The sequence below is a fragment of the Leucobacter fengyongliangi genome (assembly GCF_050971685.1).
GTDB lineage: Bacteria > Actinomycetota > Actinomycetes > Actinomycetales > Microbacteriaceae > Leucobacter.
In genome coordinates this window covers 14,674-41,378 of record NZ_JBPCEU010000018.1, presented here as the reverse complement: position 1 = coordinate 41,378, position 26,705 = coordinate 14,674, and the positions used below count along the sequence as shown (strand labels likewise).

At 65.3% G+C, this 26,705-nt stretch carries 28 protein-coding genes and 1 other annotated feature; of the genes, 17 read left to right on the top strand and 11 right to left on the bottom strand.

Annotated features, from left to right (window positions below):
• Positions 1 to 57 precede the first annotated feature (57 nt).
• Positions 58 to 1,292, top strand: a protein-coding gene (locus ACR0R4_RS12365) for an IS3 family transposase (RefSeq protein WP_433646411.1) whose coding sequence is annotated in 2 segments (ribosomal slippage) — positions 58 to 340 and positions 340 to 1,292 — 1,236 coding nt in all. Because the reading frame shifts where the segments join, the coding sequence is not laid out codon by codon here.
• Positions 330 to 464: a sequence feature (AL1L pseudoknot), on the top strand. Its footprint overlaps the gene before it by 135 nt.
• A 33-nt stretch (positions 1,293 to 1,325) precedes the next feature.
• A complete protein-coding gene (locus ACR0R4_RS12360; protein WP_433647741.1) occupies positions 1,326 to 1,970 on the top strand; it encodes an aldo/keto reductase in 645 nt (214 codons plus the stop codon).
• A gap of 1 nt (position 1,971) precedes the next feature.
• Here the strand turns inward: ACR0R4_RS12360 and ACR0R4_RS12355 are convergent, their stop codons facing one another.
• Positions 1,972 to 3,084, bottom strand: a complete 1,113-nt coding sequence (locus ACR0R4_RS12355) for a TerC family protein (RefSeq protein ID WP_433647740.1) — start codon at positions 3,082 to 3,084, stop codon at positions 1,972 to 1,974.
• A gap of 177 nt (positions 3,085 to 3,261) precedes the next feature.
• Positions 3,262 to 3,540 (bottom strand): helix-turn-helix transcriptional regulator, encoded by a 279-nt coding sequence (locus tag ACR0R4_RS12350; protein WP_433647739.1) that lies wholly within the window; start codon positions 3,538 to 3,540, stop codon positions 3,262 to 3,264.
• A gap of 106 nt (positions 3,541 to 3,646) precedes the next feature.
• On the opposite strand from ACR0R4_RS12350, the gene ACR0R4_RS12345 reads away from it, so the two are divergent.
• Positions 3,647 to 4,609: a sodium-dependent bicarbonate transport family permease gene (locus ACR0R4_RS12345; protein ID WP_433647738.1), complete on the top strand. Its 963-nt coding sequence runs from the start codon at positions 3,647 to 3,649 to the stop codon at positions 4,607 to 4,609.
• A 48-nt stretch (positions 4,610 to 4,657) separates the two neighbouring features.
• Here the strand turns inward: ACR0R4_RS12345 and ACR0R4_RS12340 are convergent, their stop codons facing one another.
• Positions 4,658 to 5,398 (bottom strand): VIT1/CCC1 transporter family protein, encoded by a 741-nt coding sequence (locus tag ACR0R4_RS12340; protein ID WP_433647737.1) that lies wholly within the window; start codon positions 5,396 to 5,398, stop codon positions 4,658 to 4,660.
• Between the two features lie 169 nt (positions 5,399 to 5,567).
• Here ACR0R4_RS12340 and ACR0R4_RS12335 point away from each other — a divergent pair, with 169 nt between their 5' ends.
• From ACR0R4_RS12335 to ACR0R4_RS12310, 6 genes are read left to right on the top strand one after another with little or no spacing between them, the layout of a single operon-like run.
• Complete coding sequence (locus ACR0R4_RS12335) at positions 5,568 to 6,506, top strand: ABC transporter ATP-binding protein (protein WP_433647736.1); 939 nt, start codon at positions 5,568 to 5,570, stop codon at positions 6,504 to 6,506.
• Positions 6,503 to 7,528 carry an aliphatic sulfonate ABC transporter substrate-binding protein gene (locus tag ACR0R4_RS12330; protein ID WP_433647734.1) on the top strand — a complete coding sequence of 342 codons (1,026 nt, stop codon included), beginning with the start codon at positions 6,503 to 6,505 and terminating at the stop codon, positions 7,526 to 7,528. The genes ACR0R4_RS12335 and ACR0R4_RS12330 overlap by 4 nt, the downstream gene beginning before the upstream one ends.
• The gene (locus ACR0R4_RS12325) at positions 7,525 to 8,334 is read left to right on the top strand and encodes an ABC transporter permease (RefSeq protein WP_433647733.1); all 810 of its coding nucleotides are present in this window, start codon (positions 7,525 to 7,527) and stop codon (positions 8,332 to 8,334) included. Before ACR0R4_RS12330 ends, ACR0R4_RS12325 begins: the two co-directional genes overlap by 4 nt.
• A complete protein-coding gene (gene acs / locus ACR0R4_RS12320; protein WP_433647731.1) occupies positions 8,325 to 10,319 on the top strand; it encodes an acetate--CoA ligase in 1,995 nt (664 codons plus the stop codon). The genes ACR0R4_RS12325 and acs overlap by 10 nt, the downstream gene beginning before the upstream one ends.
• Positions 10,316 to 11,650: an O-acetylhomoserine aminocarboxypropyltransferase/cysteine synthase family protein gene (locus ACR0R4_RS12315; protein WP_433647730.1), complete on the top strand. Its 1,335-nt coding sequence runs from the start codon at positions 10,316 to 10,318 to the stop codon at positions 11,648 to 11,650. The genes acs and ACR0R4_RS12315 overlap by 4 nt, the downstream gene beginning before the upstream one ends.
• Positions 11,647 to 12,225 carry a CoA-binding protein gene (locus ACR0R4_RS12310; protein WP_433647729.1) on the top strand — a complete coding sequence of 193 codons (579 nt, stop codon included), beginning with the start codon at positions 11,647 to 11,649 and terminating at the stop codon, positions 12,223 to 12,225. Before ACR0R4_RS12315 ends, ACR0R4_RS12310 begins: the two co-directional genes overlap by 4 nt.
• A 51-nt stretch (positions 12,226 to 12,276) precedes the next feature.
• On the opposite strand, the gene ACR0R4_RS12305 is transcribed toward ACR0R4_RS12310, so the two are convergent.
• The gene (locus tag ACR0R4_RS12305) at positions 12,277 to 12,813 is read right to left on the bottom strand and encodes a 2-phosphosulfolactate phosphatase (protein WP_433647728.1); all 537 of its coding nucleotides are present in this window, start codon (positions 12,811 to 12,813) and stop codon (positions 12,277 to 12,279) included.
• Positions 12,814 to 12,923: 110 nt separating this feature from the next.
• Here ACR0R4_RS12305 and msrB point away from each other — a divergent pair, with 110 nt between their 5' ends.
• Entirely contained in the window at positions 12,924 to 13,325 is a 402-nt protein-coding gene (msrB, locus tag ACR0R4_RS12300; RefSeq protein WP_433647727.1) for a peptide-methionine (R)-S-oxide reductase MsrB, read from the top strand.
• A 220-nt stretch (positions 13,326 to 13,545) separates the two neighbouring features.
• Positions 13,546 to 13,788 carry a ribbon-helix-helix domain-containing protein gene (locus tag ACR0R4_RS12295; protein ID WP_433647726.1) on the top strand — a complete coding sequence of 81 codons (243 nt, stop codon included), beginning with the start codon at positions 13,546 to 13,548 and terminating at the stop codon, positions 13,786 to 13,788.
• Between the two features lie 58 nt (positions 13,789 to 13,846).
• Here ACR0R4_RS12295 and ACR0R4_RS12290 read toward each other — a convergent pair whose 3' ends face one another.
• Positions 13,847 to 14,200, bottom strand: coding sequence for a hypothetical protein (locus tag ACR0R4_RS12290; protein ID WP_433647725.1), 354 nt, complete (start codon positions 14,198 to 14,200; stop codon positions 13,847 to 13,849).
• Positions 14,201 to 14,273: 73 nt separating this feature from the next.
• On the bottom strand, positions 14,274 to 14,756 hold the full coding sequence (locus ACR0R4_RS12285; RefSeq protein ID WP_433647724.1) for a SixA phosphatase family protein: 483 nt from the start codon (positions 14,754 to 14,756) through the stop codon (positions 14,274 to 14,276).
• A gap of 128 nt (positions 14,757 to 14,884) precedes the next feature.
• On the opposite strand from ACR0R4_RS12285, the gene ACR0R4_RS12280 reads away from it, so the two are divergent.
• Together ACR0R4_RS12280 and ACR0R4_RS12275 are read left to right on the top strand one after the other, a co-directional pair.
• Entirely contained in the window at positions 14,885 to 15,970 is a 1,086-nt protein-coding gene (locus ACR0R4_RS12280) for an S-(hydroxymethyl)mycothiol dehydrogenase (protein ID WP_433647723.1), read from the top strand.
• Positions 15,967 to 16,593, top strand: a complete 627-nt coding sequence (locus ACR0R4_RS12275; RefSeq protein WP_433647722.1) for an MBL fold metallo-hydrolase — start codon at positions 15,967 to 15,969, stop codon at positions 16,591 to 16,593. Before ACR0R4_RS12280 ends, ACR0R4_RS12275 begins: the two co-directional genes overlap by 4 nt.
• 60 nt (positions 16,594 to 16,653) lie before the next feature.
• On the opposite strand, the gene ACR0R4_RS12270 is transcribed toward ACR0R4_RS12275, so the two are convergent.
• Entirely contained in the window at positions 16,654 to 18,117 is a 1,464-nt protein-coding gene (locus tag ACR0R4_RS12270; protein ID WP_433647721.1) for a phytoene desaturase family protein, read from the bottom strand.
• A 184-nt stretch (positions 18,118 to 18,301) separates the two neighbouring features.
• On the opposite strand from ACR0R4_RS12270, the gene ACR0R4_RS12265 reads away from it, so the two are divergent.
• Positions 18,302 to 18,850 carry an SRPBCC family protein gene (locus ACR0R4_RS12265; protein WP_433647720.1) on the top strand — a complete coding sequence of 183 codons (549 nt, stop codon included), beginning with the start codon at positions 18,302 to 18,304 and terminating at the stop codon, positions 18,848 to 18,850.
• On the opposite strand, the gene ACR0R4_RS12260 is transcribed toward ACR0R4_RS12265, so the two are convergent.
• Positions 18,847 to 20,346, bottom strand: a complete 1,500-nt coding sequence (locus ACR0R4_RS12260; protein WP_433647719.1) for a hypothetical protein — start codon at positions 20,344 to 20,346, stop codon at positions 18,847 to 18,849. The genes ACR0R4_RS12265 and ACR0R4_RS12260 overlap by 4 nt on opposite strands.
• 222 nt (positions 20,347 to 20,568) lie before the next feature.
• Between ACR0R4_RS12260 and ACR0R4_RS12255 the strand changes: the two genes are divergently transcribed.
• The 3 genes from ACR0R4_RS12255 to ACR0R4_RS12245 all read left to right on the top strand — a co-directional run bounded on the left by ACR0R4_RS12255 (position 20,569) and on the right by ACR0R4_RS12245 (position 23,986).
• Entirely contained in the window at positions 20,569 to 21,042 is a 474-nt protein-coding gene (locus tag ACR0R4_RS12255) for an SRPBCC family protein (protein WP_433647718.1), read from the top strand.
• A 58-nt stretch (positions 21,043 to 21,100) separates the two neighbouring features.
• Entirely contained in the window at positions 21,101 to 22,129 is a 1,029-nt protein-coding gene (locus ACR0R4_RS12250; RefSeq protein ID WP_433647717.1) for a YihY/virulence factor BrkB family protein, read from the top strand.
• 102 nt (positions 22,130 to 22,231) lie between these two features.
• Positions 22,232 to 23,986 carry a putative bifunctional diguanylate cyclase/phosphodiesterase gene (locus ACR0R4_RS12245; protein ID WP_433647716.1) on the top strand — a complete coding sequence of 585 codons (1,755 nt, stop codon included), beginning with the start codon at positions 22,232 to 22,234 and terminating at the stop codon, positions 23,984 to 23,986.
• A gap of 12 nt (positions 23,987 to 23,998) precedes the next feature.
• Here ACR0R4_RS12245 and ACR0R4_RS12240 read toward each other — a convergent pair whose 3' ends face one another.
• From ACR0R4_RS12240 to ACR0R4_RS12230, 3 genes are read right to left on the bottom strand one after another with little or no spacing between them, the layout of a single operon-like run.
• On the bottom strand, positions 23,999 to 25,537 hold the full coding sequence (locus tag ACR0R4_RS12240) for an SDR family oxidoreductase (protein WP_433647715.1): 1,539 nt from the start codon (positions 25,535 to 25,537) through the stop codon (positions 23,999 to 24,001).
• 47 nt (positions 25,538 to 25,584) lie between these two features.
• On the bottom strand, positions 25,585 to 25,788 hold the full coding sequence (locus tag ACR0R4_RS12235; RefSeq protein ID WP_433647714.1) for a DUF6458 family protein: 204 nt from the start codon (positions 25,786 to 25,788) through the stop codon (positions 25,585 to 25,587).
• A 52-nt stretch (positions 25,789 to 25,840) separates the two neighbouring features.
• Positions 25,841 to 26,683, bottom strand: a complete 843-nt coding sequence (locus tag ACR0R4_RS12230; protein ID WP_433647713.1) for a potassium channel family protein — start codon at positions 26,681 to 26,683, stop codon at positions 25,841 to 25,843.
• Positions 26,684 to 26,705 lie beyond the last annotated feature (22 nt).

The following is a 26,705-nucleotide window of genomic DNA, read 5'->3' as shown; positions in this document are numbered from 1 at the left end:
GTGAATCGTGTCGTGTTTGATGGAGGGTAGAGATTCCCGGAAGGAAACCTACCCCTCATGCCCAAGCAATACCCCGCCGAGCTCCGCGAGCGCGCAGTACGCCTCGTTCGCGAAGCGCAACAGAACTCTGACTCCCCTTATGGGGTGCCCACGAGGACCGCCAAGCAACTCGGGATCAACCCAGACACTCTGCGCGGCTGGCTGAGCCAGGCCGAGGTCGACGGCGGCACACGCCCTGCCATCACCACGAGCGAGGCTGCTCGGATCGCGGAGCTCGAACGTGAGGTTCGTGAGTTGAAGCGCGCGAACCAGATCCTCAAGAGCGCCTCGGCTTTCTTTGCGGCGGAGCCAGGCCGCCCGTCACGATGACCGAGAAAGTGGCCTACATCGACGCGCATCACGCCGAGTTCGGGGTCGAGCCAATCTGCCGCGCACTGGAAGACACTCCCGCGCAGATTGCCCCGTCCAGCTACTACGCTGCGAAGTCACGTCCGCTCTGCGCACGAGCGGTTCGTGATGAGGAATTGTGCGCCGCGATCGTCCGGATCCACGAGGCAAACTACGGCGTATACGGGGTGCGGAAAATTCATGCGGAGCTCCGACGTGAGGGACGGCGCGTTGCAGAGTCGACCGTGCGCCGGCTCATGCGGCAACTCGGTTTGCGGGGCATCGCGCGGGCGAAGGGCCCGAAGACAACGAAGCCTGCACCCGAGACCGACCGACCCACGGACTTGGTGCAGCGGCAGTTCGTGGCATCACACCCGAACGAGCTATGGGTCGCGGATTTGACCTATGTGCGCACGTTCTCCGGGTGGGTGTACGTCGCGTTCGTGCTCGATGTGTACTCGCGCATGATCGTCGGTTGGCAGGTCTCGACCAGGCTCTACACTGATCTCGCACTCGATGCGCTGAGTAGGGGGATCTGGCGGCGCGAGCACTCCGGCCAGGACCTCACTGGTCTTACCCATCACAGTGACAGAGGCGTGCAATATCGTGCGATTCGCTACGCTGAACGCCTTGACGAGTGCGACGCGGTCGCCTCGGTGGGTTCCAAGGGCGACTCGTATGACAATGCCATGGCCGAGGCGCTGAACTCACTCTACAAAGCCGAACTGATTCGCAACCGCGGCCCCTGGACATCAATCAACGACGTCGAGATCGCGACCGCCGAATGGGTGGACTGGTACAACGAACGCCGCCTCCACGGCGAACTCGGCCACGTCCCACCGGCAGAGCACGAAGCCGCTTACTGGGCGGCGAATCCCCAACCCGTTCTACTCGAAACCCGATAAAAGAACCCTCTACCAAACCCGACACTTGACAGAGTGCCGCGCGAGCAGATCATCGTGACCTCGAAGCTGCCCGGCCACCATCACGCGCCGCATCGCGCGAAGGTCGCGATCGAGGAGAGCGTGTACCGCACCGGGCTCGACCACATCGATCTGTATCTGATCCACTGGCCGAACCCCGTGCAGGGGCTGTACGTTGACGCGTGGCGCGCGCTCATCGCGGCCAAAGAGCAGGGGCTCGTTCGCGCGATCGGGGTCAGCAACTTCCTGCCCGAACACCTCGAACGCCTCCGCGAGGAGACCGGGGTGGTGCCCGAGGTGAACCAGATCGAGGTGCACCCGTACTTTCCGCAGCAGGAGGCCGTCGCCTACCATGCGCAGCACGGCATCATCACGGAGGCGTGGAGCCCGCTCGGGCGCGGCAACGAGATGCTCAACGACCCGGTGATCGGGCGGATCGCCGACGCGCACGGGGTGGGCCCCGGCCAGGTCGTGCTCGCCTGGGCGGTCGCCCGCGGCGTGATCCCGATTCCGAAGGCGGCGTCGCAAGCCCGGCAGGTCGAGAACCTTGCGGCCGCCAGCCTCGTGCTCGACCCGACCGAGATTGCGGCGATCACCGCGCTGGGCCGCCCCGATGGCCGCATGGCCAATCAGGATCCGGCGACCTACGAGGAGTTCTGATCTAGTCAGACCCGGCAGATTGCCCAGATGAACGCGAAGCCGGGAGTTCGCTGTTCCGTGTAGCTCCGTCGGCTTCAGGGCGAGCTGAATCTCCCCTCCCAGAAGCCCTGGTGCGGCGCCGGAGGAGCGGCTCAGTCGCCTCGAGTTCTGCCTCGGTGGCAACCCGAAAGGCGCCAGCTGCGGGGGTCTCCACATCGTGTCGACTCTGCCCGCGCGTTGCGCGGAGGCTTGCGGCGACCGACGCGGTGATGATGATGGCGACAACGGCAAGGCTGATCGGGGTGGGGATGTACAAGACATCGAGCAGGAGCATCTTGATCCCGAGCCAGATCAGAACGAACGCGAGTCCGACCTTGAGGTAGATGAACCGGTGCATGAGGTCGGCGAGGAGGAAATACATCGCACGCAGTCCGAGGATCGCAAAGGCGTTCGCCGTGAAGACCAAGAAGGGTTCGCTGGTGACGGCGAAGATGGCCGGGATTGAGTCGACCGCGAAGATGATGTCGGTGGTCTCGACGAGCACCAGCACCGCCAGGAGCGGCGTGGCCAGCACGACCCCGGCCTTGCGCACCAGGAACTTTTGACCGTGGTACGCGTCGGTCATGGGGACGAACCGACGAAACACCTTGAGGATCGGGGACTTCTCTGGGTGCGCGTGTTCGTTGCGGGAGCGGAACATCCTCCACCCGGTGTAAATCAGGAAGGCAGCGAACACGTAGAGGATCCAGGAGAAGTTCTCAATCAGTGCTGCCCCGGCGGCAATGAAGATGCCCCGAAACACGAGGGCGCCCAAGACACCGAGGAAGAGCACCCGGTGCTGATACTCCCGGGGAACGGCGAACGCGGCGAAGATAATCGCCCAGACGAACACATTGTCTACCGCGAGAGACTTCTCGATCAGGTACCCGGCGAAGTATTGCTGGCCGAACTCCGCCCCCCACACAGTCCAGACGAGCATGCCGAATGCGAGACCAAGAGTGACCCAGATGATGGACCAGACGGCGGCCTCGCGCACCCCGATCACATGCGCCTTGCGATGTGCGACCAGATCGACGGCGAGCATCACCAAAATCACACCCAGTACGGCAAACCAAGCCCAAAGTGGCACAGACATAACAACAACCTCCACGAGAATCGTGAAGGTCTCATCAGCCGTCGGGCCCTTCGCGCCGGATCCCACCACGGGACCGTATTGACGATGCGGAGCGAGGATTACTCCCCTTCTCGACACATCTAACAGGAGAAGTGTGCTTCATGTCAAGCGGCGCGGCCGAGTCGCGCACGCGCACGCTCAGCCAATGTCGAGAAGGGCGCGGATCAGGTCGTCTACGGTGTGCGCGGCATTGGCGGGATGCCGGAGCGGCCGATCTGGGTGAAGTACGTAATGGTTGCGGCGGCCGCGCTTCTCGCGTTCAAGGTATCCCGCGTGCTCAAGGTCGTTGAGGATCGTCACGGCTGAGCGGGTGGAGATCCCGACCTCCTCCGCGATATCGCGAACGCTGGCGTCGTTGTTCGCCGCAACCGACAACAGCACGTGCGCGTGATGTGTGAGAAATGTCCACTCTGCCATGCCCCTCATCCTCTCACTCACAGCGTCGCGGCGGTTGAACGAGTGAAGCTTCTTTCATGTATTGTTCTCGATGATGGAAGTCTGCTTCATGTTTTGATGGGGGATCATGCTCGACTCTGCGCTCACCAATCTGCTCTCTCCGCCCGTGCTGGCATTCGCCCTCGGTGTGCTTGCGGCCACCGTAAAGTCAGATCTTCGCGTTCCTGATGCCTTGATGCGCGCGCTGTCGCTCTATCTGTTGCTGGCGATCGGACTTAAGGGTGGCGTTGCGCTGCGCGGCGAGACCGCCGCCTCGGTCATTGGACCCGTCGCCGCGGCCCTCGCCCTGGGGATCGTGATCCCTGCTGCCGCCTATGGTGCCTTGCGGCTCATGACCCAGTTGAATCGAGTAGACAGGGGTGCGATCGCCGCCCATTATGGTTCCACTTCGCTCGTCACCTTCACCGCAGCGCTGGTGTTTCTGGAGAGTGCCACCATTGCTGTTCCCGGCTACGCGGCGACTCTGCTCGCCGTCCTTGAGATCCCCGGCATCCTGGTTGGCATCCTCCTTGCTCGGCGCCACCTCGCCAAGACCGTCGGATGGGGCGCGACCTTCCACGAGGTACTCACGGGCAAGTCCGTCCTGCTCCTGGTTGGCGGGCTCGCCATCGGCATGATCGCCGGGCCCACGGGATACGCACCGATCGCCCCGGTCTTTACCGACGGCTTTCGAGGGGTGCTCGTGCTCTTCCTCCTCGCCCTGGGGCTTGAAGTTGGGCACCGGCTCGGCACCATTCGCGACGGAGGGTGGGGCCTCGTCGTCTTCGCCGTGCTCTTCCCCCTCGCAGCGGGCGGGCTCGGTGTCGCGACCGGATCGCTCATCGGCATGGGTATCGGGGGAGCCGCCATCTTCGGAGTCCTCTGTGCCAGCGCGTCCTACATCGCCGCGCCCGCCGCGGTGCGCATCGCCCTCCCCGATGCCAACCTTGCGCTCTCGCTCACGGCCAGCATCGGTATCACCTTCCCCATCAACCTTGCGCTCGGTATCCCTCTGCTGACCTGGTTCGCCCAGCAACTCGCACCCAACTGATCTCCCTGGCGATGCAGCGGGCAGGGGTGGTCCGTCAGCCGCGCGGCATTAGCCAAGGGCGACACCGAAGGCGAGGCCGATCAGGTACGTCGCGAGCATCGTGGCCGAACCCATCACGACGTTGCGCAAAATGGCGGGGAGTACGGGAGCTTTGCCGAGTTTCGCGCTGATCAGGCCCGTCAGGAAGAGCCCGATGACCACCGAAGCTGCGGTGAGCACAACGGCATTGCCGAAGGGCAACAGGATCATGGCGAGCGGAATGAGCGCACCGACGGTGAACGCCACGAACGACGACAGCGCGGCGACCCACGGGCTCGTGAGTTCTTCGGGGTCGATCCCGAGCTCAACCTCGGCGTGAGCCGCGAGGGCATCACGCGCGGTGAGCTCGACCGCGACCTGCCGGGCGAGCCCCGCCGACAGGCCCCGCTTCCGGTACATGCCGGTGAGTTCGGCGAGTTCAGCGGCGGGCTGTTCCTTGAGTTCGCGTATCTCTTGGGTAATCATCGCCTTCTCGGTGTCGCGCTGAGTGCTCACCGACACGTACTCGCCACCGGCCATCGAGAACGCACCCGCGACCAGGGCTGCGATACCCGCGGTGGCGATCGCGACGATGTTGCCCGGGGTAGCAGCGGCCACACCCACCACCACACCCGCCACCGACACGATGCCGTCGTTGGCGCCGAGCACCCCGGCGCGCAGCCAATTCAGCCGTTGCCCCACTTTGTCGTCGGCATGCGATTCGTGCAGATGGTGGATCGCGGCCTCGATCTCAGATTGCTCATTGCTCATATGCTCATAATGCTCCGGTCGGGGCCCCGCCACAAGCAAGGTAAGGCTGGCATAACCGGGCGCCACGGGGTGCCTCCCGTATTCGCTTCGCCAGGATCCACTGGCGAAATACTTCGCTGTGTTACGGGTGGTTTTTGTGATGCGGGCAATGCCCGGCAGATTAGTTCTCATGCCCGAACACCGAGAGAACGTCGCGACCGCGCCCGCGGGCCGCGTGCACATCGCTGGGGTTGAGCGCACCTTCCCCACCAAGGAAGGCGCGCGCACCGTGCTGCGTGACCTGACCCTCGACGTAACCGCGGGTGAGATTATCGCGGTGGTCGGACCGTCGGGATGCGGCAAGTCGACCCTCCTGCGTCTCATCGGCGGGCTCGACTCGCCAACGGCCGGGGCGATCACGCTTGACGACGAGTTGGTGCGTGCGCACGACGACTCCACCGCGATCGCGTTTCAGGAACCGCGCCTGCTGCCGTGGCGCACGATCGCGCAGAACGTCGCTATCGGGCTTCCGCGCGGCACCCGGGGGCGCGACGCCAAACAGCGGGTCGCCGAGCTGCTCGAACTCGTGGGGCTCAGCCACGCCGCCGACCAACGTCCCAGCGAAGTTTCCGGCGGCATGGCGCAACGCGCCTCGCTGGCACGCGCGCTTGCGCGCAACCCACGCGTGTTGCTGCTCGACGAGCCGTTCGGTGCGCTTGACGCCCTCACGCGGCTAAAGATGCACGACCTGCTGCTCGACATCCACCGTGCGCAGCCCACCACCATCGTGCTCGTGACGCACGACGTGGAGGAAGCGCTCTACCTCGCCGATCACGTGCTCCTGCTGCGCAACCTGCTCGTCACGGATGCCCAGCCCGAGCGTCCCCGTGCGAAGGTCGTCGCGCTCGGCTCATCTTCGGGTATCGGCGCGCTCGGATCCGCACGAGCCTCGGAGCTACTACCCGAAGCAGAGGTCGACACCCCGGCCACGAATAGCTCGATCGCCCGCCTCGTGTCGGTTCCCGGCAGCCGCCCGCGCGATCGCGGCGCGCGCGCCTTCACCGACCTCCGCACCGGCCTGCTTGGCGGGCTGGGCGTGCACAAGACCACAACAAAGGAGAACCCATGAGTACCTTCACCCGCCGAATTATCCGCGCGACCGTCGTCGCAGGAGTCATGGCGCTGACCATGGCCGGCTGCGTGCAGGGCGAGGGCAGCACGACCACCGAACCCGTCGAGGGCTCCGAGTGGTCGTCGAACACGCTCTCGATCGACTGGGCAACGTACAACCCACTCAGCCTGGTCGTCAAGGACCAGGGTCTCATCGAGGAAGCCCTCGGTGAGTCGGTCGAGGTCGAGTGGATTCAGTCAGCCGGCAGTAATAAGGCCAACGAGCTGCTGCGCTCAGGCTCGATCGATGTGGGATCGACCGCGGGATCCGCCGCCCTCTTCGCCCGCGCTAACGGTTCGCCCATTCAGGTGATCGACATCTACTCGCAGCCCGAGTGGTCGGCCATCGTGGTCGGAGCCGACAGCGAGATCACCGATGTTGCGCAGCTCGCCGGCACCTCAGTCGCCGCGACCAAGGGCACCGATCCGTACTTCTTCTTGCTTCAGTCGCTCCAGGAAGCTGGACTCAGCGTCGACGACGTTGAGGTGCAGAACGTGCAGCATGCCGACGGCCGGTCGCTGCTCGACGGCGGTTCGGTGCAGGCGTGGGCGGGTCTCGACCCGATCATGGCCGCCGCCGAGGTGGAGTCGGGTGCCAAGCTCATCTACCGCAACGTTGACTTCAACACCTACGGGTTTCTGAACGCGACCGAGGAATTCATCACCGATCACGCCGACATCGCGCAGGTTGTTGTCGATGCCTACGAGGAAGCTCGGATCTGGGCACTCGAGAACCCAGAAGAGACGGCTCAGCTGCTCGCCGATGCCGCGTCAATCGATATCGAGGTCGCAAAGACCGTGATCACCGAGCGGTCGAACCTCGACGTATCGGGCGTGCCCGGTGACGCGCAGATCAAGGTGCTCAAGACCATCGCGCCGATCATCGCCGAGTCGGGCGATGTTCAGGGTGGCCAGGAAGCCCTTGACGAAGCCATCGACACCATCGTCTTCGACCAGTTCGCGCTCAAGGCAACCGAATGACCGAAGGTGTGACCACGACCACAGGGGCGGCGCTGTTGCGCACGCCCCTGTGGTCGCGTACGTGGGTGCGGATCGCAGGGGGTTTCGCGGTTCCCTTCATCATCATCGCGGCATGGCAGTATGTGACCTCCACGGGGATCGTGCCGCCCTACCGGCTCCCCGCGCCCTGGTCAGTCGTCGAGGCTGGTGCCGAACTCGTGCAGCGTGGGGAGCTGTGGCTCAACATCGCGATCTCGGTGCAGCGCGTCTTCATCGGTTTCGCGGTCGGTTCGGCCATCGCTCTCGCCTTCGCCGCGATCGTCGGGCTGTCGCGCGCGGGTGCCGTGCTGCTCGCCCCGACGCTCGTTGCGATCCGTGCCGTGCCCTCCCTCGCGTGGGTGCCGTTGCTCATTCTGTGGTTGCAGGTCGGCGAGGAATCGAAGGTGACCCTCATCGCGATCGGCGCGTTTTTCCCGGTGTACACCACCGTCGCCGACGCCCTGCGCCACGTGAACCCGCAACTCGTCGAGGCGGGTCGAACGTTTGGGCTGCGCGGGTGGTCGCTGTTCCGCACGGTGCAATTACCGGCCGTCGTGCCGTCGGTGGTCTCGGGCCTGCGTCTCGCGCTCGCCCAGGCGTGGCTGTTCCTCGTCGCCGCCGAGTTGCTCGGTGCCTCGATGGGACTGGGCTGGATGCTCAACGACTCGCAGCAGACCGGTCGCGTCGATCGGATCCTGCTCGCTATCGTGCTCCTGGCGCTCCTGGGCACGATCACCAACGCGATCCTGGTGCTCTTTGAAAAGGCGGTGCTGAAACGGTGGATGTGACAAGCGAAGTGCGCCTGGCGGAAACCCGCTCGTTTCCCCCGCCCGCCGAGTTCGCCGCCCAGGCAAACGTCGACGCGTCGATCTACGAGGCCGCGAACGCTGACCCTGTTGCGTTCTGGGAACGCGCCGCCGCCCGCCTCGACTGGGTCGAACCCTGGCACACCGCGCACACCTGGGCGCCGCCCGTGCAGGGCGAGGGCGAGCTTAGCGTTCCCGAGGCAACCTGGTTTGCCGGCGGCACGCTGAACGTTGCCGTCAACTGCGTCGACCGGCACGTCGACGCGGGGCGCGGCGACAAGGTGGCCCTCTTCTTCGAGGGAGAACCCGGCGACCGGTTCGCCGTGTCATACGCCGAGCTGCAGCGCCGCGTCGCGCGCGCCGCGAACGGGCTCACGGCACTCGGCATCGTGCCCGGCGACCGCGTCGTTGTGTATCTCCCGGTGCTCGTCGAGACCGTCGTGATCGCCCTGGCGTGCGCGCGAATCGGCGCGGTGCACTCGCTCGTCTTTGGCGGGTTCTCGGCCGAGGCGGTGCGCTTTCGGCTCGAAGACACCCGCGCCAAACTCCTCGTCACGACCGATGGGCAGAACCGCCGCGGGACACAGGTGGAGGTGAAGTCTGCGGCCGATGTCGCAGCAGACGGCCTCCCAGACCTCGAGCACGTGCTCGTCGTGCGCCGCACCGGTCAAGACGTGCCGTGGACCGAAGGACGGGACGTCTGGTGGCACGACGCGATCGACACCCAGCCCGACGCGCACGATCCACAAGCTTTTGATTCCGAGCATCCCCTCTTCATCATCTACACCTCAGGCACGACGGGGAAGCCCAAGGGCCTCGTGCACACGTCGGGCGGGTACCTCACTCACGCGAGCTGGGCACACTGGGCACACTTCGACGCGAAGCCCGACGATGTGCACTGGTGCACCGCCGATCTCGCGTGGGTCACGGCCCACACCTACGAGATTTATGGTCCCCTCTCGAACGGCTTGACGCAGGTGATCTTTGAGGGCACCCCGGATACTCCGGACCGCACGCGGCACCTCGACATCATCGAGCGTTACGGGGTGACCGTCTACTACACGGCCCCCACGCTGATCCGTTCCTTCATGACCTGGTTTGGCGACGACCTGCCCGCCGGCCACGATCTCTCGTCGATTCGCCTCCTCGGCACCGTCGGTGAGGCGATCAACCCCGAGGCGTGGGTGTGGTTTCGCCGCAACTTCGGGCGCGACGAGACCCCCGTGGTCGACACCTGGTGGCAGTCGGAGACCGGCGCGGCGATGATCGCTCCGCTCCCGGGCGTGACCACGCTGAAGCCCGGCTCCGCGACCGTCTCGCTTCCCGGGATTGATGTGGCGGTCGTCGACGAGCACGGCACTCCGGTCGCCCCCGGCAGGTCAGGCACGCTGGTCGCCCGCCGGCCCTGGCCGGGCATGGCCCGCACGGTCTGGGGCAACCCGGAACGCTACCGTGATTCGTACTGGGCTCCCTTCGCGGGGCACGGCGAACACGGCGCGTACTACATTGCGGGTGACGGCGCGACGGTCGACGCAGATGGATATATCTGGATCCTCGGCCGTCTCGACGATGTGGTGAACGTCTCGGGGCACCGCCTCTCCACGATCGAGATCGAGTCGTCGCTTGTCGCGCACCCGGCCGTCGGGGAGGCCGGCGTGACCGGCGTATTCGATGCGATCACCGGCCAGGCCGTCGCGGCCTTCGTCGTCGACGGGGCCGCGGAGCCGGTCGGCTTCGACGAACTGCGCGCCCAGGTCACGCGTGACATCGGGGCGATCGCCAAGCCCAAGATCATCGTGCGCGTGCCTGAGCTTCCCAAGACCAGATCGGGCAAGATCCTGCGCCGGCTGCTTGCGCAGCTGTGGCAAGGAGATACGCTCGGCGATACCACCAGCCTGCAAAACCCCTGGGCCGTCGAAGGCGTGCGCGAAGCCGTGCGCCAGGTCCGCGAGAAGGAGACCACATGAGCGAGCACGAGTTCGGGTTCCGTACCCGAGCCCTCCACGCGGGGGGAACACCCGACGCGACCACCGGCGCGCGCGCCGTGCCGATCTACCAGACGACCTCGTTCGTCTTTGACAGCGCGAAAGACGCCGCCAACCTCTTCGCGCTGCAAAAGTACGGCAACATCTATTCGCGGATCGGAAACCCCACCGTCGCCGCGCTCGAAGAACGCATCGCGTCACTCGAGGGGGGCATCGGGGCGGTGGCCACGGCGAGCGGCATGTCGGCCGAGTTCATCACCTTCGCCGCGCTCGTCGGCCACGGCGATCACGTTGTCGCCTCGGCGCAGCTGTACGGTGGCACGGTGACGCAGCTCGACGTGACGCTGCGCCGTTTCGGCGTCGACACCACCTTTGTGGCAAGTTCCGATCCCGAAGAGTTTCGGAAGGCGATTCGGGCCAACACCAAGGTGCTCTACGTCGAGGTGATTGGCAACCCGGGCGGCGAGATCGCCGACCTCGAGGGGCTGTCGAAGGTCGCGCACGAGGCGGGCATTCCGCTCGTCGTCGACTCGACGCTCGCCACCCCGTACCTGGTGCGTCCGATCGAGCACGGTGCCGATATCGTGATCCACTCGGTGACGAAGTTCATGGGCGGCCACGGCACGACGCTGGGCGGCGTGGTTGTGGAAGCCGGCACCTTCGACTGGGGCAACGGTAAATTCCCGGCGATGACCGAGCCCGTCGAGTCGTACGGCGGCATTAGCTGGTGGGCGAACTTCGGCGAGTACGGCTTTCTCACCAAGCTCCGCAGCGAGCAGTTGCGCGACATCGGGCCCTCGCTCAGCCCGCAGTCGGCGTTCAACCTGCTCATGGGGGTCGAGACGCTCCCGCAGCGGATCGATGCGCACGTCGCGAATGCGCGCATCGTGGCCGAGTGGCTGGCGAGTGACCCGCGCGTCTCGTTTGTCACCTGGGCAGGTCTCGACGGGCACCCGCACCAGGAGCGCGCGCAAAAATACTTCCCGCTTGGTCCTGGCTCGGTCTTCGCGTTCGGCGTACGCCCCTCGGGTGAATTTGCCTCAGAGGCTGAGCGCCTGCAGGCGGCCCGCGCCACCGGCGAGAAGCTCATCGAATCGCTGCAGTTGGCGAGCCATCTGGCCAACATCGGCGACGCGCGCACCCTCGTGATCCACCCGGGATCGACGACGCATCAGCAGCTCACCCCCGAGCAGCTCGACGCCGCGGGGGTTCCCGCCGACCTGATTAGGATCTCGGTGGGCATCGAAGATCCGGAAGACATCGTGTGGGATTTGGATCAGGCCCTCACCCTCGCGACAGGAGTACAGCGATGAGCGACGCATCCATCCCCACCTCGGCGGCCCAGGGCGATGCCTGCGCGCTGCCGACACCCGCGGCACCCGCGTCCCCCCAGGGGCAGGCGGAGCGCACCTGGCAGAGCCCGAGCGCGGCGGCCCGCCTCGGCATTCTCCGGCGCGCGAAGTCGATCGCGATTGTCGGGGCATCTGATAACCCGGCGCGCGCGAGCTACTTCGTCGCCACCTACCTGCTGTCCAGTGCGCCGTACGATGTCTACTTCGTGAACCCGCGTGCCACCGAGATCCTGGGCCATAAGGCCTACGCGTCGTTGGCGGATCTGCCCGTCGTGCCCGACATCGTCGATGTCTTTCGCCGAAACGAGGATCTGCCGGGTGTCGCCCGCGAGGCCGTCGAAGTTGGCGCGAAGACGCTGTGGCTGCAGCTGGGCTCGTGGAACGAGGAGGCCGCGGCCATCGCCGAGGCTGCCGGGCTTGAGGTGGTCATGGATCGCTGCGTGAAGGTCGAGCACGCACGATTCCACGGCGGACTGCACCTGGCCGGTTTCGACACCGGTGTGATTTCCTCAAAGCGTCAGGTCGTCGCGCGGTAGTGGCTGACGTGGTGGGCCCGGCCCGGGACGCCCGGGGCCGGGCCCACCACGCTACCGACCGAGGCGGGTGGCCTCGGTGTCGGCATCGAGCTGCGCGGCCGACTTGACCTCGTCACCGCGACCGGCCCGAGCGAGTTCGATGCCCGCGGCGCTCGCCGATATCAGGTGCTTGAGCGCCCGCGTGAGCGGGCGGAATCCCTCGGTGGCCACCGCGACGTCTGGTGCCGAGTGATCGATGCCGAGCGCCGAAATCGCGTCGCCGATCGCGCCCGCCGCGAGGAAATCTTCGACCGAGAAGCCGCCGTTGTCGCCCGCGAGCACCAGGTTGATTGAGGTGCGACCGCCGCGCGCCACCTGCTCGTCGACGATGGCCTTCGCGGTCGCGGTCGCGTTGCGCAGCGACCCAAGAAAGACCGCTGGCTCGTGCGGGAGCGCGGCGGCCTGCGCGGCGAGTTCGGCGGCGAGCCCGTCATCAGGGCCGAGCACATCGATGACCACGACGATGCCTGACTCGGCAAGGCGGGTGAGCGCATCCGCCCCCCATCCGAGTCGCACCTGATACGTCGATTGTGAGCGCGGATCCGTCATGGGTTCAGCCTATTCCAGCGCGTCGATCGGGTGCGCTCGGGCCGTCACGAGGCGTCATTCAGCGTGACAAACCCAGCCCATCGCAAGGCACAACGCCTAGAATCGGACGTATGGCATATGAAGTCGAAAAGACCGAAGAAGAGTGGCGCGCCGAGCTCGGCGACGAGCAGTACGCGATCCTGCGCGGCGCCGGAACGGAGCGTGCCTGGACGGGGGAGCTGCTCGACGAGGAACGCGCGGGCGTCTATGCGTGCGCCGGATGCGGCAACGAACTCTTCGTCAGCGGCACGAAGTTTGACTCGCACTGCGGCTGGCCGAGCTTCTACGAGTCGGTGCGGCCTGACGCGGTTGAACTACTGGAAGACAACTCGCTCGGCATGGTGCGCACCGAGGTTCGCTGCGCCCGCTGCGGCGGCCACCTGGGCCACGTCTTCCCCGATGGCTTCGGCACGCCCACCGGCGATCGCTACTGCATGAACTCGCTGTCGCTGAGCTTCACGCCCGAGGCATAGCGCGTTCCACTCTGCTCCTCCCGGTGGGGACTTGCAGTCGTTTTTATGTCCGTTATGGCGTGTTCTGTTCCATATGGACGCAAAAGTGGCCACATCGACTGGTGGCACCGACCTCTGGGAAGAACGGTTAGGTGAGCAGCTTCGGCGTGCGCGCGGATCTCTGATCGCGCGGATTTCATCTTCTAGCTACACGCTCATATCCGGGCGGATTTTAGTACGTATGAAGACCACCCTGAATCTCCCCGATGCGCTGTTGGAAGCAGTGAAGCGGCGTGCGGCCGATGAGGGTCGGACGCAAAGCAGCGTGATAGAGGTGGCCATTCGGCTGCTGCTGAGTGAGGGGCCGCCGCCAGCGCATCGACCCATGCCCACCTACGGAGAGGCGGGCCGAAACTCCCTGCTTGTCGACCTTGAAGATGAGGACGCACCAAATTCAGTCCTCGACGACGAGGCTGCGGCATGATCCTGCCCGATGTCAATGTGCTGATCTAGGGGCCGCGAGGGTCGATCCGCTCGCGTAGTCAGTAAGGCTCGGCGCGCTCCGCGAATTCGGCGAGTGCGTCAACCCCGCCGCTGCGGTAGGCGAGCCAGTCTCGGCTGGCCTCGCGCGCTTCCAGCGCCGCGAGCTGCTCGCGCCACTGTGCGCCCAGTCGTTCGGCGGCCTCGCGATCCGCCCCCTGAGATCTCAGTTCCCTGAGCGCCGCCCACCGGCCCTCGGCGTACTTCAGCGACGGTACCGAGATGCCCGCTTTGGTGAAACTGCACGCCGAGGCGCCACCGGATGCCTGATTCATGAGGCGGCCAGCATCCTCGAGCATCACGCCGAGCAAGGTCTCGGGGTTCGGGGTGCTGCTCTCCGCGGTCTCGTCGATCACGCTTCTAGGGTAGTCGCGTCGGAATCGCTCACCAGATCGTGAGTGCGCATCGCTTTGATGTCTAGGGTGTGGATCAGCGCACCGTGTCGAGGCTCCACGAATCGGGGCTGCGCGTGACTGCCTCGCGCCAGTCGTCGGTGGCCCACACGAAGCGGGCCACCGCGCAGGTCGGCATGTGCTCGATGCCACCTGCGGACAGGCGACTCGCAAGGTCGGTGATGCCCGGGTTGTGGGCGACGAGCATGATCGTGTGCGCACGGGCTTCGGTTCCCGCCGCGACGGCCGCCTCGAGCAGCGTGTTTGCCGAGGAATCGTAGAGGTGCGGCTCGAGCTCGACCTCGCACCCGAGCGCCGCGCCAAACGCCGCCGCGGTGGTGCGGGCACGCACCGCCGTGCTCGACACGATGCGATCCACTGTGATGCCGGTATCAGTCAGTCGCCGCGCCATCACCGGAGCGTTCGCCGCGCCCCGCGCGTTCAGGGGCCGCTCGTGGTCGGGCAGACCCGGGTCACCCCAGTCTGATTTGGCGTGTCGCACGAGTACTAACTCGACCATGCTGTCACTCCTTCGCTTCGCGGGTGGATGCAGACACTGTCTCACATCGCGAGAGACACCGGCCAGACGCGTTAGCCTGGTCGGGGGCCACAACGGCCCGACATATTTCACCGTCGAGGGAGAACCGCATGGCATATCGAGTGCAGGGCGTCGTGGCGCGGGCAAAGAACGCAGCACCGACCATCGAGACCGTGATCGTGCCCGATCCGGGCCCGGGCGAGGCCGTCGTCGACATCATCACGAGCGGTGTCTGCCACACCGATCTGCATTACGTGCAGGGTGGCATCAGCGACGACTTCCCCTTCCTGCTCGGCCACGAGGCCACCGGTCGGGTCGCCGCGGTGGGCGAGGGCGTGAGCGAGGTCGCGGTGGGGGATCGCGTGATCCTGAACTGGCGCGCCGTCTGCGGGCAGTGCCGCGCCTGCGCGAAGGGGCAGCCGCAGTACTGCTTCGCGACGCACAACGCGACCCAGAAGATGACGCTTGAAGACGGCACCGAGCTTTCGGCGGCGCTCGGCATCGGCGCATTCATCGAGAAGACACTGGTCGCTGCCGGGCAGTGCACCAAGATCGACGAGGAGTCCGACGCGGCCGCGGTTGGCCTGCTCGGGTGCGGCGTGATGGCCGGTATTGGTGCGGCGATCAACACAGGTGAGGTGCAGCGCGGCGAATCCGTCGCCGTGATCGGCTGCGGCGGAGTCGGCACCGCTGCGGTCGCCGGCGCGCAGCTCGCCGGAGCCACCACCATCATCGCCGTCGACATCGACGACGCGAAGCTCGAGCAGGCGAAGCGCTTCGGTGCCACGCACACGGTCAACTCGCGCGCGGAAGACGCAGTTGAGGCGATTCGCGCCCTCACCGGTGGCTTCGGTGCGGATGTCGTGATCGATGCCGTTGGTCGCCCTGAAACCTACACGCAGGCCTTCTACGCGCGCGACCTCGCCGGGCGCGTAGTGCTCGTCGGCGTGCCCACCCCCGAAATGCGCCTCGAGTTGCCCCTGCTCGACGTGTTTGGCCGCGGTGGATCGCTGAAGTCCTCCTGGTACGGCGACTGCCTGCCCAGCCGCGACTTTGCGATGCTCATCGACCAGTACAAGCTGGGTCGGCTCGATCTCGACGGCTTCGTGACCGAGCGCATCGGGCTCGGCGATGTGCAGGCCGCGTTCGACAAGATGGCCGCGGGCACCGTGCTGCGATCGGTGGTAGAGCTGTGAGCGCGCGCATCGAACGCCTGGTCACGAGCGGCACCTTTTCGCTCGACGGCGGCACCTGGGACGTCGACAACAACGTGTGGATCGTGGGCAACGACGACGAGGTCATCGTGATCGACCCCGCGCACGATCCCGACGACATCGCCACCGCGGTGGGCCGTCGCACCGTGCGCGCGATCCTCCTGACGCACGGACACGACGACCACATTCGGGCCGCGGTCGAAACCGGGCAGCTGCTGCGTGCACCGGTGCTGCTGAATTCCTCCGACCGGATGCTGTGGGACGCCGTGCACGACACCGCGCCCGATGGGGAAATCGCAGAGAGCGATACGTACACCGTCGCCGGCATCGAGCTGGTCGCGGTACACACCCCCGGTCACTCGCCCGGATCCACCAGCTTCGTGGCCAGCACCCTGGGTGCTGTCTTCACCGGCGACACCCTGTTTCAGGGTGGGCCGGGGGCAACGGGGCGCTCGTACAGCGACTTCCCGACGATCATCGACTCGATTCGCGATCGCCTGCTCACCCTGCCCGAAGACACCGTGGTGTACACCGGGCACGGCGACACCACGACCATCGGCGCAGAGAAGCCCCACCTGCAGGAGTGGATCGACCGCGGTCACTAACTCGCGAGAGCGCACCTTCGCCCGCCCCGGTTCACTGCGCGCTGGGGCGGGCGAACACGTTCACACCCCGAGGTCGGGCTCGGGCAAATGATAGTCGTGGCGCAGCGCCGAACGCGCCGCGTACCAGCCCGGCAGCCCGTGCACACCGGGGCCGGGGGAGGCCGACGACGACGCCAGGTAGATGCCGGGTGCCGGGGTGCGGTGCGGATCCACTGAGAGCTTGGGGCGGGCGAACAGCTGCCGCAGCGTGATTGCACCGGCGCTGAAATCCCCGCCGTGATAGTTCGCGTTGTAGCTTTCGAGGCCAACGGCAGTCGTCTGATGCACGCCGACCACGCGGTCGTGAAAGCCCGGAGCGAAGCGTTCGATCTGCGCGGTCACTCGTTCCCGCATGTCAACGTCTGAGCCGCTCGGCACGTGCGTGTAGGTCCAGACGGCGTTCAGCCCCGCGGGGTTTCGGCCCGGGTCGAAGTCGGTCGGCTGCACGAGCAGCACGTAGGGGTGCGCTGGGTGTTGCCCGCGGCTCACCAGGCGTTCTGCAGCCGCGCCCTCGGCGCGGGATCCACCGAGGTGCACCGTCGGAGCCCCCGCCACCCGCGGGTCGGCCCACGGCACGGGCCCGTCAAGCACGAAGTCGACCTTCGTTGCGCCGTCGCCATAGGCAAAGTGATGCAGGGCGCGGCGGTACTTCGCGGGCAGCGCGGGCCCGGCGATGCGGGCGAGGCCGCGCGCTGAGGTGTCGAACAGCTTCACCCCATATCCCGAGAGCTCGCGCACGTCGGTGATCTCGTGCTGGGTGTGGATCACGCCACCGTGGGCCAACAGGTCTGCGGCGAGGGCGTCGGTGATCGCGCGGCTTCCGCCCACCGGCACGGGCCAGCCGCCGGCGTGCCCGAGCGCGCCAAGCACCACACCCACCGCGGCACTCGCGAGGTTTGGCATGCGACCGACGCTGTGCGCGGCGACCCCGGAGATGAGGGCCGGTGCCGCCTCCTCGCGAAATCTTGCGTTCCAGAGTGCGGTGCCCTGCTCGAGCGTGCGCAGCCCCACCGTGGCCGCGGCGAGCACGTCGCGGGGGAGGGCCAGCATGGTGGGCCCGAGGGTGAAGTCGGTAATGCCCTCGAGCCGCCTGACGAGCGGCCGATAGAACCGGGCGTAGGCTTTGCCGTCGCGGCCGAGCTCTTCCGCGGTGCGGTCGAGGTCGCGGTAGGCGAGAGCCGCGCGGTGTCGACCGCCCGGGGTATCGAGCGGGTTCGCGTACGACACCTCGGGCACGACGAACTCCATGCGACGGGTGAGCTCGAACTGTCGAAAGAACTCGGTCGCGAGTGCCATCGGGTGGATCGCGGCACACACATCGTGCAGCACGTCCGGTCGCACCACCTCGGCCGTGCGGGTGCCGCCGCCGATGGTTTCGGCTGCCTCGAAGACCGTCACCGGCACTCCCGCACGTGCGAGGGTCACCGCAGCCGCAAGCCCGTTGGGCCCGGAGCCGATCACCGCGGCCGGTTTCAGGGAAGCCATGACACGACCCTAACGGAGCGGGCCGCTGCCCGCGCAAAACCGAGATCAGCTTTTGATGTCAAGCCCTCGCGCTCACGGGTGACGGCAGGCAACACTGGTATCACTGACCTAGAGAAGCGACAGGGCCCCGCGAAGCCACACGGCACCGCGAAGCCACACGGCACCGCACCGACGGGAGAAGAATATGGCCAGGAATCAACGAAGGTTTCACTGCAGCCCTGATGCGGTATTTGAGGTACTCAGCGACGGCTGGCTCTACCCGTCATGGGTCGTCGGGGCATCCCGAATGCGCGATGTAGATGAGCACTGGCCCGCGCCCGGGTCGAAGATTCAGCACTCGGTTGGCGTGTGGCCCGCGCTTCTGAACGACACGACCAGCTGCGAGGTGTGGGATCCGCCGCATCGCATGGTGCTGCTCGCGCGTGGACGGCCGATCGGCAAGGCGAGGGTAACGATCACGGTAACCCCGGTCGGGTCAGAGTGCGTGGTCACCATCACCGAGCATGCGGTGAGTGGCCCGGCAACCCTGGTGCCCAGCGTCATCGAGGATGCCGCGTTCATCTGGCGAAATGGGGAAACCCTGCACCGGCTGGCCTATCTCGCCGAGGGGCGCTCAGGGCGCTCAGGCACGACCGCAGAAAAGGAGCAGGCCGACGAAGGGTCGAGCGACGCGCCTGCAGACGCGCCTGCTGGTAATCAGGCCAGTGACGGCAGCGATGTGGCTGAAACCTAGTGCTCCGTGTCGGCGACGGCATTCTCGGGCTCTGACACGAACGCATCGCGGTTGCGCGCGTTCAGCGTCACGAACAGGGTGAACGTCGCGAGCAGAATCATGAGGAGTGCGGGCAGCAGATCCCGTCCCACCCATCCGAGGGTGGGGGCGATGATCTGCTGTGCCTGGTCGGAGGTGCTCGCCTCCATTCCGTTCGGCAGCGAAATCACTCCGTCGTCGATGGACACCGCGAGCGTCACTTCGAGCTCGGTGTCGTCGGCGCCCTGTGCGTTCAGCATCAGGGTGTACTCACCGGATTCGAGCTCGAGAGGGAGCGAAGCCTCTCCTCCGAGGTAGCCCTCCCAGTCGACCTCGGTCTCCAGGATCACCGTGGATCCCGGCTCCACCGTCACGGTCACGTCTGAGTTTCGCTGCAGGTCGTAGCCGTTGATCATGACGGTGAACTCATCGCCCTCGGTCAGATCAAACTCCCCGTTTTCCTTCAGCGGCGCGTTCGAGTATGCGCTGATCGACAGGAACGTGTTTACGCGGAGTTGCTCGGCGGCCGAGGCACCGTAACCGAGCGACATGAGGCCGACGGCGGCCGCGAAGATAATCGACAGCACGAGGTTCAGGTTCTTTGCCCCGACGCTCGCGCCCGCGGGCCGCGAAATGTGGAGGCGCCGGGCATCGAGCGCCTTCGCCGCGTAGACGGTGCCCGAGACGATGCCCGCGCCCACGCCCGCCTGTACAATGACCCAGATCCACACCGGCAAGGCATTCTGTGTCAGGTCGTAGACGATCAGCCCGAAAATGAGCGCCGCGGCCACCGCGATGATCGGCACGGTGAACGCGAGCGCCGTCGCGCGCTGAGCAGCGGGATCCGGGGCGGCCTCCACCGCAGTAGCGGGGTCTGCGGCACCGGCGTGACCGACCGAGTCAGCAGCGTGCACGGACGCAGGATCGGCAAGGCCCGCATCCCCAGGGCCAGCGGGCTGATCCACCAACAGAACCCGGGGGAGGTGCCGAGTAAAGACGAACCCGGCGAGCAGCACCGTCACCGCGAGCGCTGTGAAAAGCACGATCGGCAGATACGTGTCGAGGATACGGGTGACAACATCCACGCCCGAGGAACTGTCGAAGAAGCTCGACATAAAGACGCTGAGCGCCATGATGGCCGAGAGCACCAGGGTGATGATCACCACACTGCCGGCAAACGCCTCGACAGCGGGAGTGAGCCGAGATGTGGGGGAGGCCGAGGCGAGCTGCGCCCGCATACGGTTCTTGGCCCACACGGCGGTGAGTGCGACCAGCGCGATCGCCGCGAAGATCAGATATTTTGATGGCCGCACGATGTCAACCCGGTCAACGCCGTAGAGCTGCTCGGGCGTGAGCCCCGACTCCACCACGATGTCGGTGTAGATCGCCAGTACGAACAACCCCCACCCCACGACGGCGCTGAGCAGGATGGTGACCAGGGTGTGCTGGGCCGCAGTACGGGAGGCTGAGGGTTGCATAGATGCAGTCTATGAAGTGGATCGAAACCGGTCTACGCGCAATTGGATAACGGGAGTCGGAGTCGAGGAGAGACCCACCCACTTGGCCCCGGCAGCGTCGGATTTTCGCTGGGAAGTCAACCCCGCAGACGGATGGCGGTAACCCGCCTACGCTCGGAGGCACGCCTGGCGGGGGCCGCCCGCAGACCGCTTACCACCACTCGAGTACCAAGGAGATCGAAGATGCATACTGTGAGCAGCGATATCGATATCGATGCACCTGTACACACCGTTTACAACCAGTGGACACAGTTCACGGACTTTCCCGCTTTCATGAGCGCGGTTGAGCATGTGGATCAACTCACCGACACCACCACCCGGTGGAAGGTCAAGATTGGTGGGGTCGAGCGTGAGTTCGATGCCGAAATTACCGAGCAACTCCCCGACGAGCGCATTGCGTGGAAAAGCACGAGCGGCCCGCAGCACGCCGGGGTCGTCACCTTTCACCGTTTGAACGACGAGCAGACCCGCGTTCGCCTGCAGTTGGACTGGGATCCGGAGGGGTTCGTCGAGAACGCGGGTGCGATCCTCGGTGTCGATCGGGCCCAGACCGCTGCAGATCTGAAGCGCTTCAAGCAGCTGCTTCACTCGAACGGTTTTGCCACCGGCTCCTGGAGGGGCGAGATCACGCCGCCGGGGAGCGCCGGGGGTCGCTGACCGGAGAGTCGCTACTGGCTCTTCTGCTGCGATACCACTGACCCAATACGCTGGACTCATGGCTGTTTCGAAGAAGACACCCCAAGCCGGGCCAGGCTCGCGAGGGCCAATACAGAAACTCACGGCGCTCGCCCTCCAGTTCAGCCTCGTTCGCGCCTTCTTGCGATACTCCTCGCACAAAGGGTCGATGCTTGCCGACAGCATCACCTATCGCGCGCTCTTCAGCGTTTTTGCGGCCATCCTTCTGTTCTTCTCCGTGGCGACAATCTGGATCGGCGGAAACCCCGACGCTCTGCGCGCAGTCACCGACGCGCTTGATTCTTTCGTGCCCGGGCTGACTGATCTCGTCGACCCCGATGATGCCCGTGTGCCCGTGGGATTCACCATTGTCGGGGTGTTTTCGCTCGTCGGCCTGGTTGGTGCCGCGCTGAGCGCAATCGGGAGCATGCGCAATGCCTTCCGCATGCTGGGCGACGTGCTGACCGATGACACCTTCATTCTCTGGGCGCTGCTGCGCAACCTCCTTGTGGGGGTGGCGTTTGGTGGTCTCCTGCTCGCGGCCGCAGTCGCGAGTTTGCTCACCTCCAGCGGTATTTCGCTGGTCTCCGAATGGACAGGAGCCAACGAGGCATCGACCGCTTTCGTGGCGGCATCGCGCATCGTCGGTATCTTCCTTGCTCTTGTGATTAACACTCTTGCTCTTGCGATTGCTTTCCGTCTCCTGTCGGGCATCCGCGCGCCCTCGCGGGCTCTGTGGACGGGATCGCTGGCAGGCGGTATTGGACTGTTCGTGTTGCAGGAGTTCTCAGGGCTCTTTGTTCGCGGGGCCGCCTCGAACCCGCTGCTCGCCTCATTCGCCACGCTGATCGCGCTGCTCCTGTGGATCAATCTCTCGGCCCAGGTGATCCTCATTGCCGCGAGCCTCATTATCACCCTCACTGCCGAAGCGGAGGATCGCATTCGAGAAAAGTACGGCGCTGCGACCCTTGCACAGCACCGCCGCCTGCGCGCGGAGGAGGCGGTATCGGCGGCTGCACGCGAACTCGCCGCGGCGAGAGCGGCGGAGCAGAAAGAGCGAGCCGGGTAGCGGGAGCATCGTCAACCCATAGACTGAGAGTCAGATTTGGGGGAGCGTTGACTCGTGCAGCGAAGCGCGACGGAGTCAACTTCGAAGGGGGTAGCCGAGTCGATGTTGCCAGAATCACGCGCCCGGTCGGAGCAAGAAGCGGGCCGAGCCGTTGAGTCCGACGGATTCCCCGAAGAAACACCCGAGAGTCAAGAAGTTACGCGCCAACTGCAGGAAAGCGAACAGAGATACCGTTCGTTGTTCGAGAACAACGTTGACGTGGTCGTGACGTTCGGCCTTGAGGGTAAATTCCTCCAGATGAATCGGGCGACTGAGCAGTTGCTCGGTATCCCTGCGAAGGAGCTCGTTGGCACGCCATTTCTGCAGATGATCGTGCCCGAGAGGCGCGCGCACTCTGAGCGGGAATTTTTCCGGGTGCTTGAGGGCACCCCGGTGCAGTATCAAACTGCCGTCTATAACCGCCGTCGAGAAGTGATCGACCTGCATGTGACGGTGATTCCGATCCATTATGAGGGAGAAATCACCGGGATCCACTGCATCGGGAAAGACATCACGAAGCAGAAGCAGCTGGAGCGGAAGCTGAACCAGTTGGCCTACTTTGACCCACTCACCGGGCTGCCCAACCGAAACTCGCTTGATACCAATCTCTCTCGCCAGGTGGGAGAGCGTCGAAAATTTGCGGTGCTCGCGCTTGATCTCGACCGGCTGAAGGCCGTGAACGAAACCTGGGGGCGTGAAGCCGGAGACCGGCTCCTCAAGATCATTGCGCACCGGTTGCGCGACTTCCTACCCTCGCGCGCCGATTTCTTTCGGAATAGCGGGGATGACTTCATCGTCACCTACTACTGCGATACCGACGACGAATGCCTGAGCTTTGCTCGGTCTCTCGAGGCACGTCTGCGCGATCCAGTGGTGCTCGGTGAGATTGAGCTCTCGATCACCTCCCGTATTGGCATCAGCACATTCCCGGATGACGGCATCGACCCCGACACCCTGCTCAGGAAAGCTGACACTGCGATGTTCGCGGCTCGGCGCAACGGACGCAACCGGGTGGCGTTCTACCGAGACGTCAAGAGCAAGGACGATGCTCGACAGTTTCAGCTTGAAATTGCACTCAGGTCAGCGATCGCGAACGACGAACTCACGCTTGCGTTCCAGCCGCAGATTGACCTCGCGACGGGCGAGGTGCACGGGCTGGAGGCTTTACTGCGCTGGCTGCACCCTCAGCACGGGCAGGTGCCTCCGGACCAATTCATTCCGGTCGCGGAGGAGAGCGGGCTGATTCACGAGATCGGGATGTGGGTGATCGAGGCCGCCTGCAGGCAAGCGGTCGAATGGAACCACGCAGGGCTGGGGAATCTTCCCGTGTCAGTTAACATCTCGATTCATCAGTTCTACGACGATGAATTCGCTGGGCAGCTCCAGAACGTCATTCGTGTGTCGGGGATGGATCCGTCGCGACTTGTACTCGAAATCACCGAGTCGATCTCATCGAACTCAGATGTGGTCGTGGCGCAGTTGCACCGTTTCAAAGCCATCGGCGTGCGCATCGCGATTGACGACTTCGGCACGGGGTACAGTTCGCTGCGTTACCTGAAGGATTTTCCGGTTGATTATCTGAAGATCGATCGTTCCTTTGTGGATCACCTCGAGTCGAACGAGAAGGAACGCAGACTGGTAGCGACGATCACTGCGCTCGCGCACAATTTCGGGCTGCAGACGATCGCCGAGGGCACCGAGACCGCGGAGCAAGTGGCGATCATGCGGGAGCTCGGAGCGGATCACGCGCAGGGGTACCATTTCAGTCGTCCCCTCGCCCCGGACGCGTTGGTGAGCTGGCTCGCCGCCCGAGCGTAGGCGAGGTGTCGGCTACTCGGCCCGGCTCTCGGCCTCGGCGATCGCGACGATCCGCACGGCCATGCCGGAGAAGATGAGGCCGTGGAAGGGGAGCACCGCGAGCCAGTACAGGCGACCGGCGAGCCCGCGCGGAAAAAATACCGCGCGTTGCCGGTAGACCAGCCCGCCTTCGCCCTCTTCGCAGCCCAGCTCCAGCCACGCAGACCCCGGAAGCTTCATCTCGGCACGCAACCGTAGCAGCCTTCCGGGCTCGTGAGCTTCGACCCGCCAGAAGTCGACCGCGTCACCGACGGCGACGGTGGATCGGTTGCGGCGGCCGCGCCGGAGGCCCACCCCGCCGACGAAGCGATCCATCCACCCGCGAATTGCCCACAGGATCGGCGGCGAATACCACCCGTTCTCGCCTCCGATGCCCTCGATTACTGACCACAGGGCCTCGCGTGAGGCCGTGGTGGGGCGTGCCCGGTCGTCGGTATAGACGGTGCGCCCGGTCCACTCGGGATCACTGGGCAACGGGTCACTCGGTGCCCCCGAGATCTGCGCGTCGAGCCAACTCGTCTCGATTTGGTTGTTGGCTACGCGACCGAGCGCCAGCCTCACCGAACGCTGATAGCTGGTGAGCCCACCGGGTGGCGGAGGGATGATGGCATCAATGTCGTGATTGCGCATGACGCAGTCAACCTGCAGCGATTCGACGAGCGGCCGCGCGAGCGACTGCGGCACCGGGGTGACGAGCCCCACCCAGTGCGAGGCGAGACGCGGCGTGAGCACCGGCAGCGCGGCGATGTGGCGCTGCCTGAGGCCCGCGACCACCGCGTAGCCGTTCATCATCTGGCCGTAGCGAAGCAGGTCGGGCCCGCCGATATCGACGGCGCGGCTGACCTCTGCGGGCACCCGTGCCGCCGCGAGGAGGTAATAGAGCACATCGCGTACCGAGATGGGCTGAATAAAATTGCGCACCCACTTCGGTGCGGGCATGTAAGGCAAAACCTCGGTAAGGTGGCGGATCATCTCGAATGAGGCCGACCCCGAGCCAATGACGACCCCGGCCTGGAGCACGAGCGTGGGCACGCCGGAGGCGAGCAGGATATCCCCGACCTCGGCACGCGAGGCGAGGTGGGGGGAGAGCTTCGCGCCCTCGGGGTGGAGGCCGCCCAAATAGACGATACGAGTGACCCCCGCGCTCGCCGCAGCAGATGCAACGGTCTGCGCGATCATGCGATCAAGGTCACCAAATTTGTTACTTCCGGTCATCGAATGGACGAGAAAGTACACGATGTTGACGCCCTGCATGGCCTCGCGCACGGCAGTGGGATCTTGTGCATCGCCCGCGACCACCTCGATGCTGTCGCCCCAGCCGAACGCGGCGATGCGCTCGGGGGAGCGCACGAGCACCCGCACCCGGTAGCCACCGCGAATGAGACGGGGCATGATCCGCCCCCCAATGTATCCGGTGGCGCCGAGCACGAGCACGCGAGGGGCGATTCCCGTGCTGTCGGGCACGGCCCGAAGACGAGGTTCGGCACCGGTGGGGGAGCTCAGCGAGTCCACGCTGTTCTCTCCCGCCGACGCCGAAGCTGGAGCACCCTCAGGGTCTGTCACTCGATGATTTCAGTCTCGTGGGTGCGGGCGCGGCTTCGACGCGAAGCCATGAGCACGATCCCGATAAGGAAGATCACGACTCCGGCACCCATGAGGATGTATCCGATGAGATCGAGGTTGACGACATCGACCTCGACGTTGACCGCGAACACGAGGATCGCGCCAATGACGAACAGTGCAATTCCGGTACCAATACTCATGATGGTTCCTCCGTTTCAGGCCGCAAAGGTTCGCGACTTCGGTTTCATCGTCTCACGGCTGCAGATCCCCGTCTTGGTTTGCCTCACCCCGTTGACTATCGCCAGTGGAGGCGGTATGAGGTGGAGGTGTGATCCGCCCGCTGCGTTCGTCGCTGGCGTTGAGTCCGCCGCGATCGCTACAGATAGTGAGATCGTCTGTGCCGATTTCTGAAGCGGAACGTGGGCCGCCGTTGCGCTTCGCGGCCTCGCGCTGCACCTGTTCAGTGAGTGAGGAGATCACCGTGGCGGTCACGATGCCGACGATCACGATGCCGCCCAGCATGAGGATCACGGCGATCACCCGGCCGGGTACTGTCACTGGTGTGTAATCGCCATAGCCGACGGTAGCGATAGTCGCGAACCCCCACCAGATCGCGTCGCCAAACGATGTGATGTTCGCTCCCGCAGCCTGGTGCTCGACCAACCACACCAGCGTCGAGGCAACATACACAAAGACGAGCCCAAGTGAGGCGGCGACGAGCATGAACCTAAGTCTCTGATGCGTGCGCGATCGTTTGAGCGCGGGAAGTCGCCAGATGTAGAGTACGAGGAGAAATGCGCGGAGAAACGGGATCACCAACGTGACCACTTCGAAGGAATTGAGTCGCACATATCGCCAACGATCTCGCGTGAGAAACAGTCTCACCGCAAAATCGAGCAGGAACAGCGCCCAAATCGCAAAGAGTCCGACCGTGGCCCAGTTTTGCGTGCTCGCGTCGATGCCATTGTCGGCGAGTACCACCGTCGAGAGCGCCAGGAAACCGATCGCCAACAGCAGGAGGGGCCAGGCCGTCCACTCTTCCCAGCGTTCAGCGCGGCTCGTCTCGGCCTGCACCACAGAGTCTGTTTCTGTCATCGAGCTCTCCTCAGTGCTGCAT

What these genes read in the sequence shown, in the direction of transcription:
- ACR0R4_RS12245 (WP_433647716.1), top strand. Translation starts at nt 22,232, where the DNA reads ATGTTGCCAGAATCACGCGCCCGGTCGGAGCAAGAAGCGGGCCGAGCC.
- ACR0R4_RS12265 (WP_433647720.1), top strand. Translation starts at nt 18,302, where the DNA reads ATGGCCAGGAATCAACGAAGGTTTCACTGCAGCCCTGATGCGGTATTT.
- ACR0R4_RS12330 (WP_433647734.1), top strand. Translation starts at nt 6,503, where the DNA reads ATGAGTACCTTCACCCGCCGAATTATCCGCGCGACCGTCGTCGCAGGA.
- ACR0R4_RS12345 (WP_433647738.1), top strand. Translation starts at nt 3,647, where the DNA reads ATGCTCGACTCTGCGCTCACCAATCTGCTCTCTCCGCCCGTGCTGGCA.
- ACR0R4_RS12295 (WP_433647726.1), top strand. Translation starts at nt 13,546, where the DNA reads ATGAAGACCACCCTGAATCTCCCCGATGCGCTGTTGGAAGCAGTGAAG.
- ACR0R4_RS12250 (WP_433647717.1), top strand. Translation starts at nt 21,101, where the DNA reads ATGGCTGTTTCGAAGAAGACACCCCAAGCCGGGCCAGGCTCGCGAGGG.
- ACR0R4_RS12280 (WP_433647723.1), top strand. Translation starts at nt 14,885, where the DNA reads ATGGCATATCGAGTGCAGGGCGTCGTGGCGCGGGCAAAGAACGCAGCA.
- ACR0R4_RS12255 (WP_433647718.1), top strand. Translation starts at nt 20,569, where the DNA reads ATGCATACTGTGAGCAGCGATATCGATATCGATGCACCTGTACACACC.
- ACR0R4_RS12230 (WP_433647713.1), bottom strand. Translation starts at nt 26,683, where the DNA reads ATGACAGAAACAGACTCTGTGGTGCAGGCCGAGACGAGCCGCGCTGAA.
- ACR0R4_RS12285 (WP_433647724.1), bottom strand. Translation starts at nt 14,756, where the DNA reads ATGGTCGAGTTAGTACTCGTGCGACACGCCAAATCAGACTGGGGTGAC.
- ACR0R4_RS12350 (WP_433647739.1), bottom strand. Translation starts at nt 3,540, where the DNA reads ATGGCAGAGTGGACATTTCTCACACATCACGCGCACGTGCTGTTGTCG.
- ACR0R4_RS12260 (WP_433647719.1), bottom strand. Translation starts at nt 20,346, where the DNA reads ATGCAACCCTCAGCCTCCCGTACTGCGGCCCAGCACACCCTGGTCACC.
- ACR0R4_RS12305 (WP_433647728.1), bottom strand. Translation starts at nt 12,813, where the DNA reads ATGACGGATCCGCGCTCACAATCGACGTATCAGGTGCGACTCGGATGG.
- ACR0R4_RS12325 (WP_433647733.1), top strand. Translation starts at nt 7,525, where the DNA reads ATGACCGAAGGTGTGACCACGACCACAGGGGCGGCGCTGTTGCGCACG.
- ACR0R4_RS12340 (WP_433647737.1), bottom strand. Translation starts at nt 5,398, where the DNA reads ATGAGCAATGAGCAATCTGAGATCGAGGCCGCGATCCACCATCTGCAC.
- ACR0R4_RS12270 (WP_433647721.1), bottom strand. Translation starts at nt 18,117, where the DNA reads ATGGCTTCCCTGAAACCGGCCGCGGTGATCGGCTCCGGGCCCAACGGG.
- ACR0R4_RS12315 (WP_433647730.1), top strand. Translation starts at nt 10,316, where the DNA reads ATGAGCGAGCACGAGTTCGGGTTCCGTACCCGAGCCCTCCACGCGGGG.
- ACR0R4_RS12235 (WP_433647714.1), bottom strand. Translation starts at nt 25,788, where the DNA reads ATGAGTATTGGTACCGGAATTGCACTGTTCGTCATTGGCGCGATCCTC.
- ACR0R4_RS12335 (WP_433647736.1), top strand. Translation starts at nt 5,568, where the DNA reads ATGCCCGAACACCGAGAGAACGTCGCGACCGCGCCCGCGGGCCGCGTG.
- msrB (WP_433647727.1), top strand. Translation starts at nt 12,924, where the DNA reads ATGGCATATGAAGTCGAAAAGACCGAAGAAGAGTGGCGCGCCGAGCTC.
- ACR0R4_RS12310 (WP_433647729.1), top strand. Translation starts at nt 11,647, where the DNA reads ATGAGCGACGCATCCATCCCCACCTCGGCGGCCCAGGGCGATGCCTGC.
- ACR0R4_RS12355 (WP_433647740.1), bottom strand. Translation starts at nt 3,084, where the DNA reads ATGTCTGTGCCACTTTGGGCTTGGTTTGCCGTACTGGGTGTGATTTTG.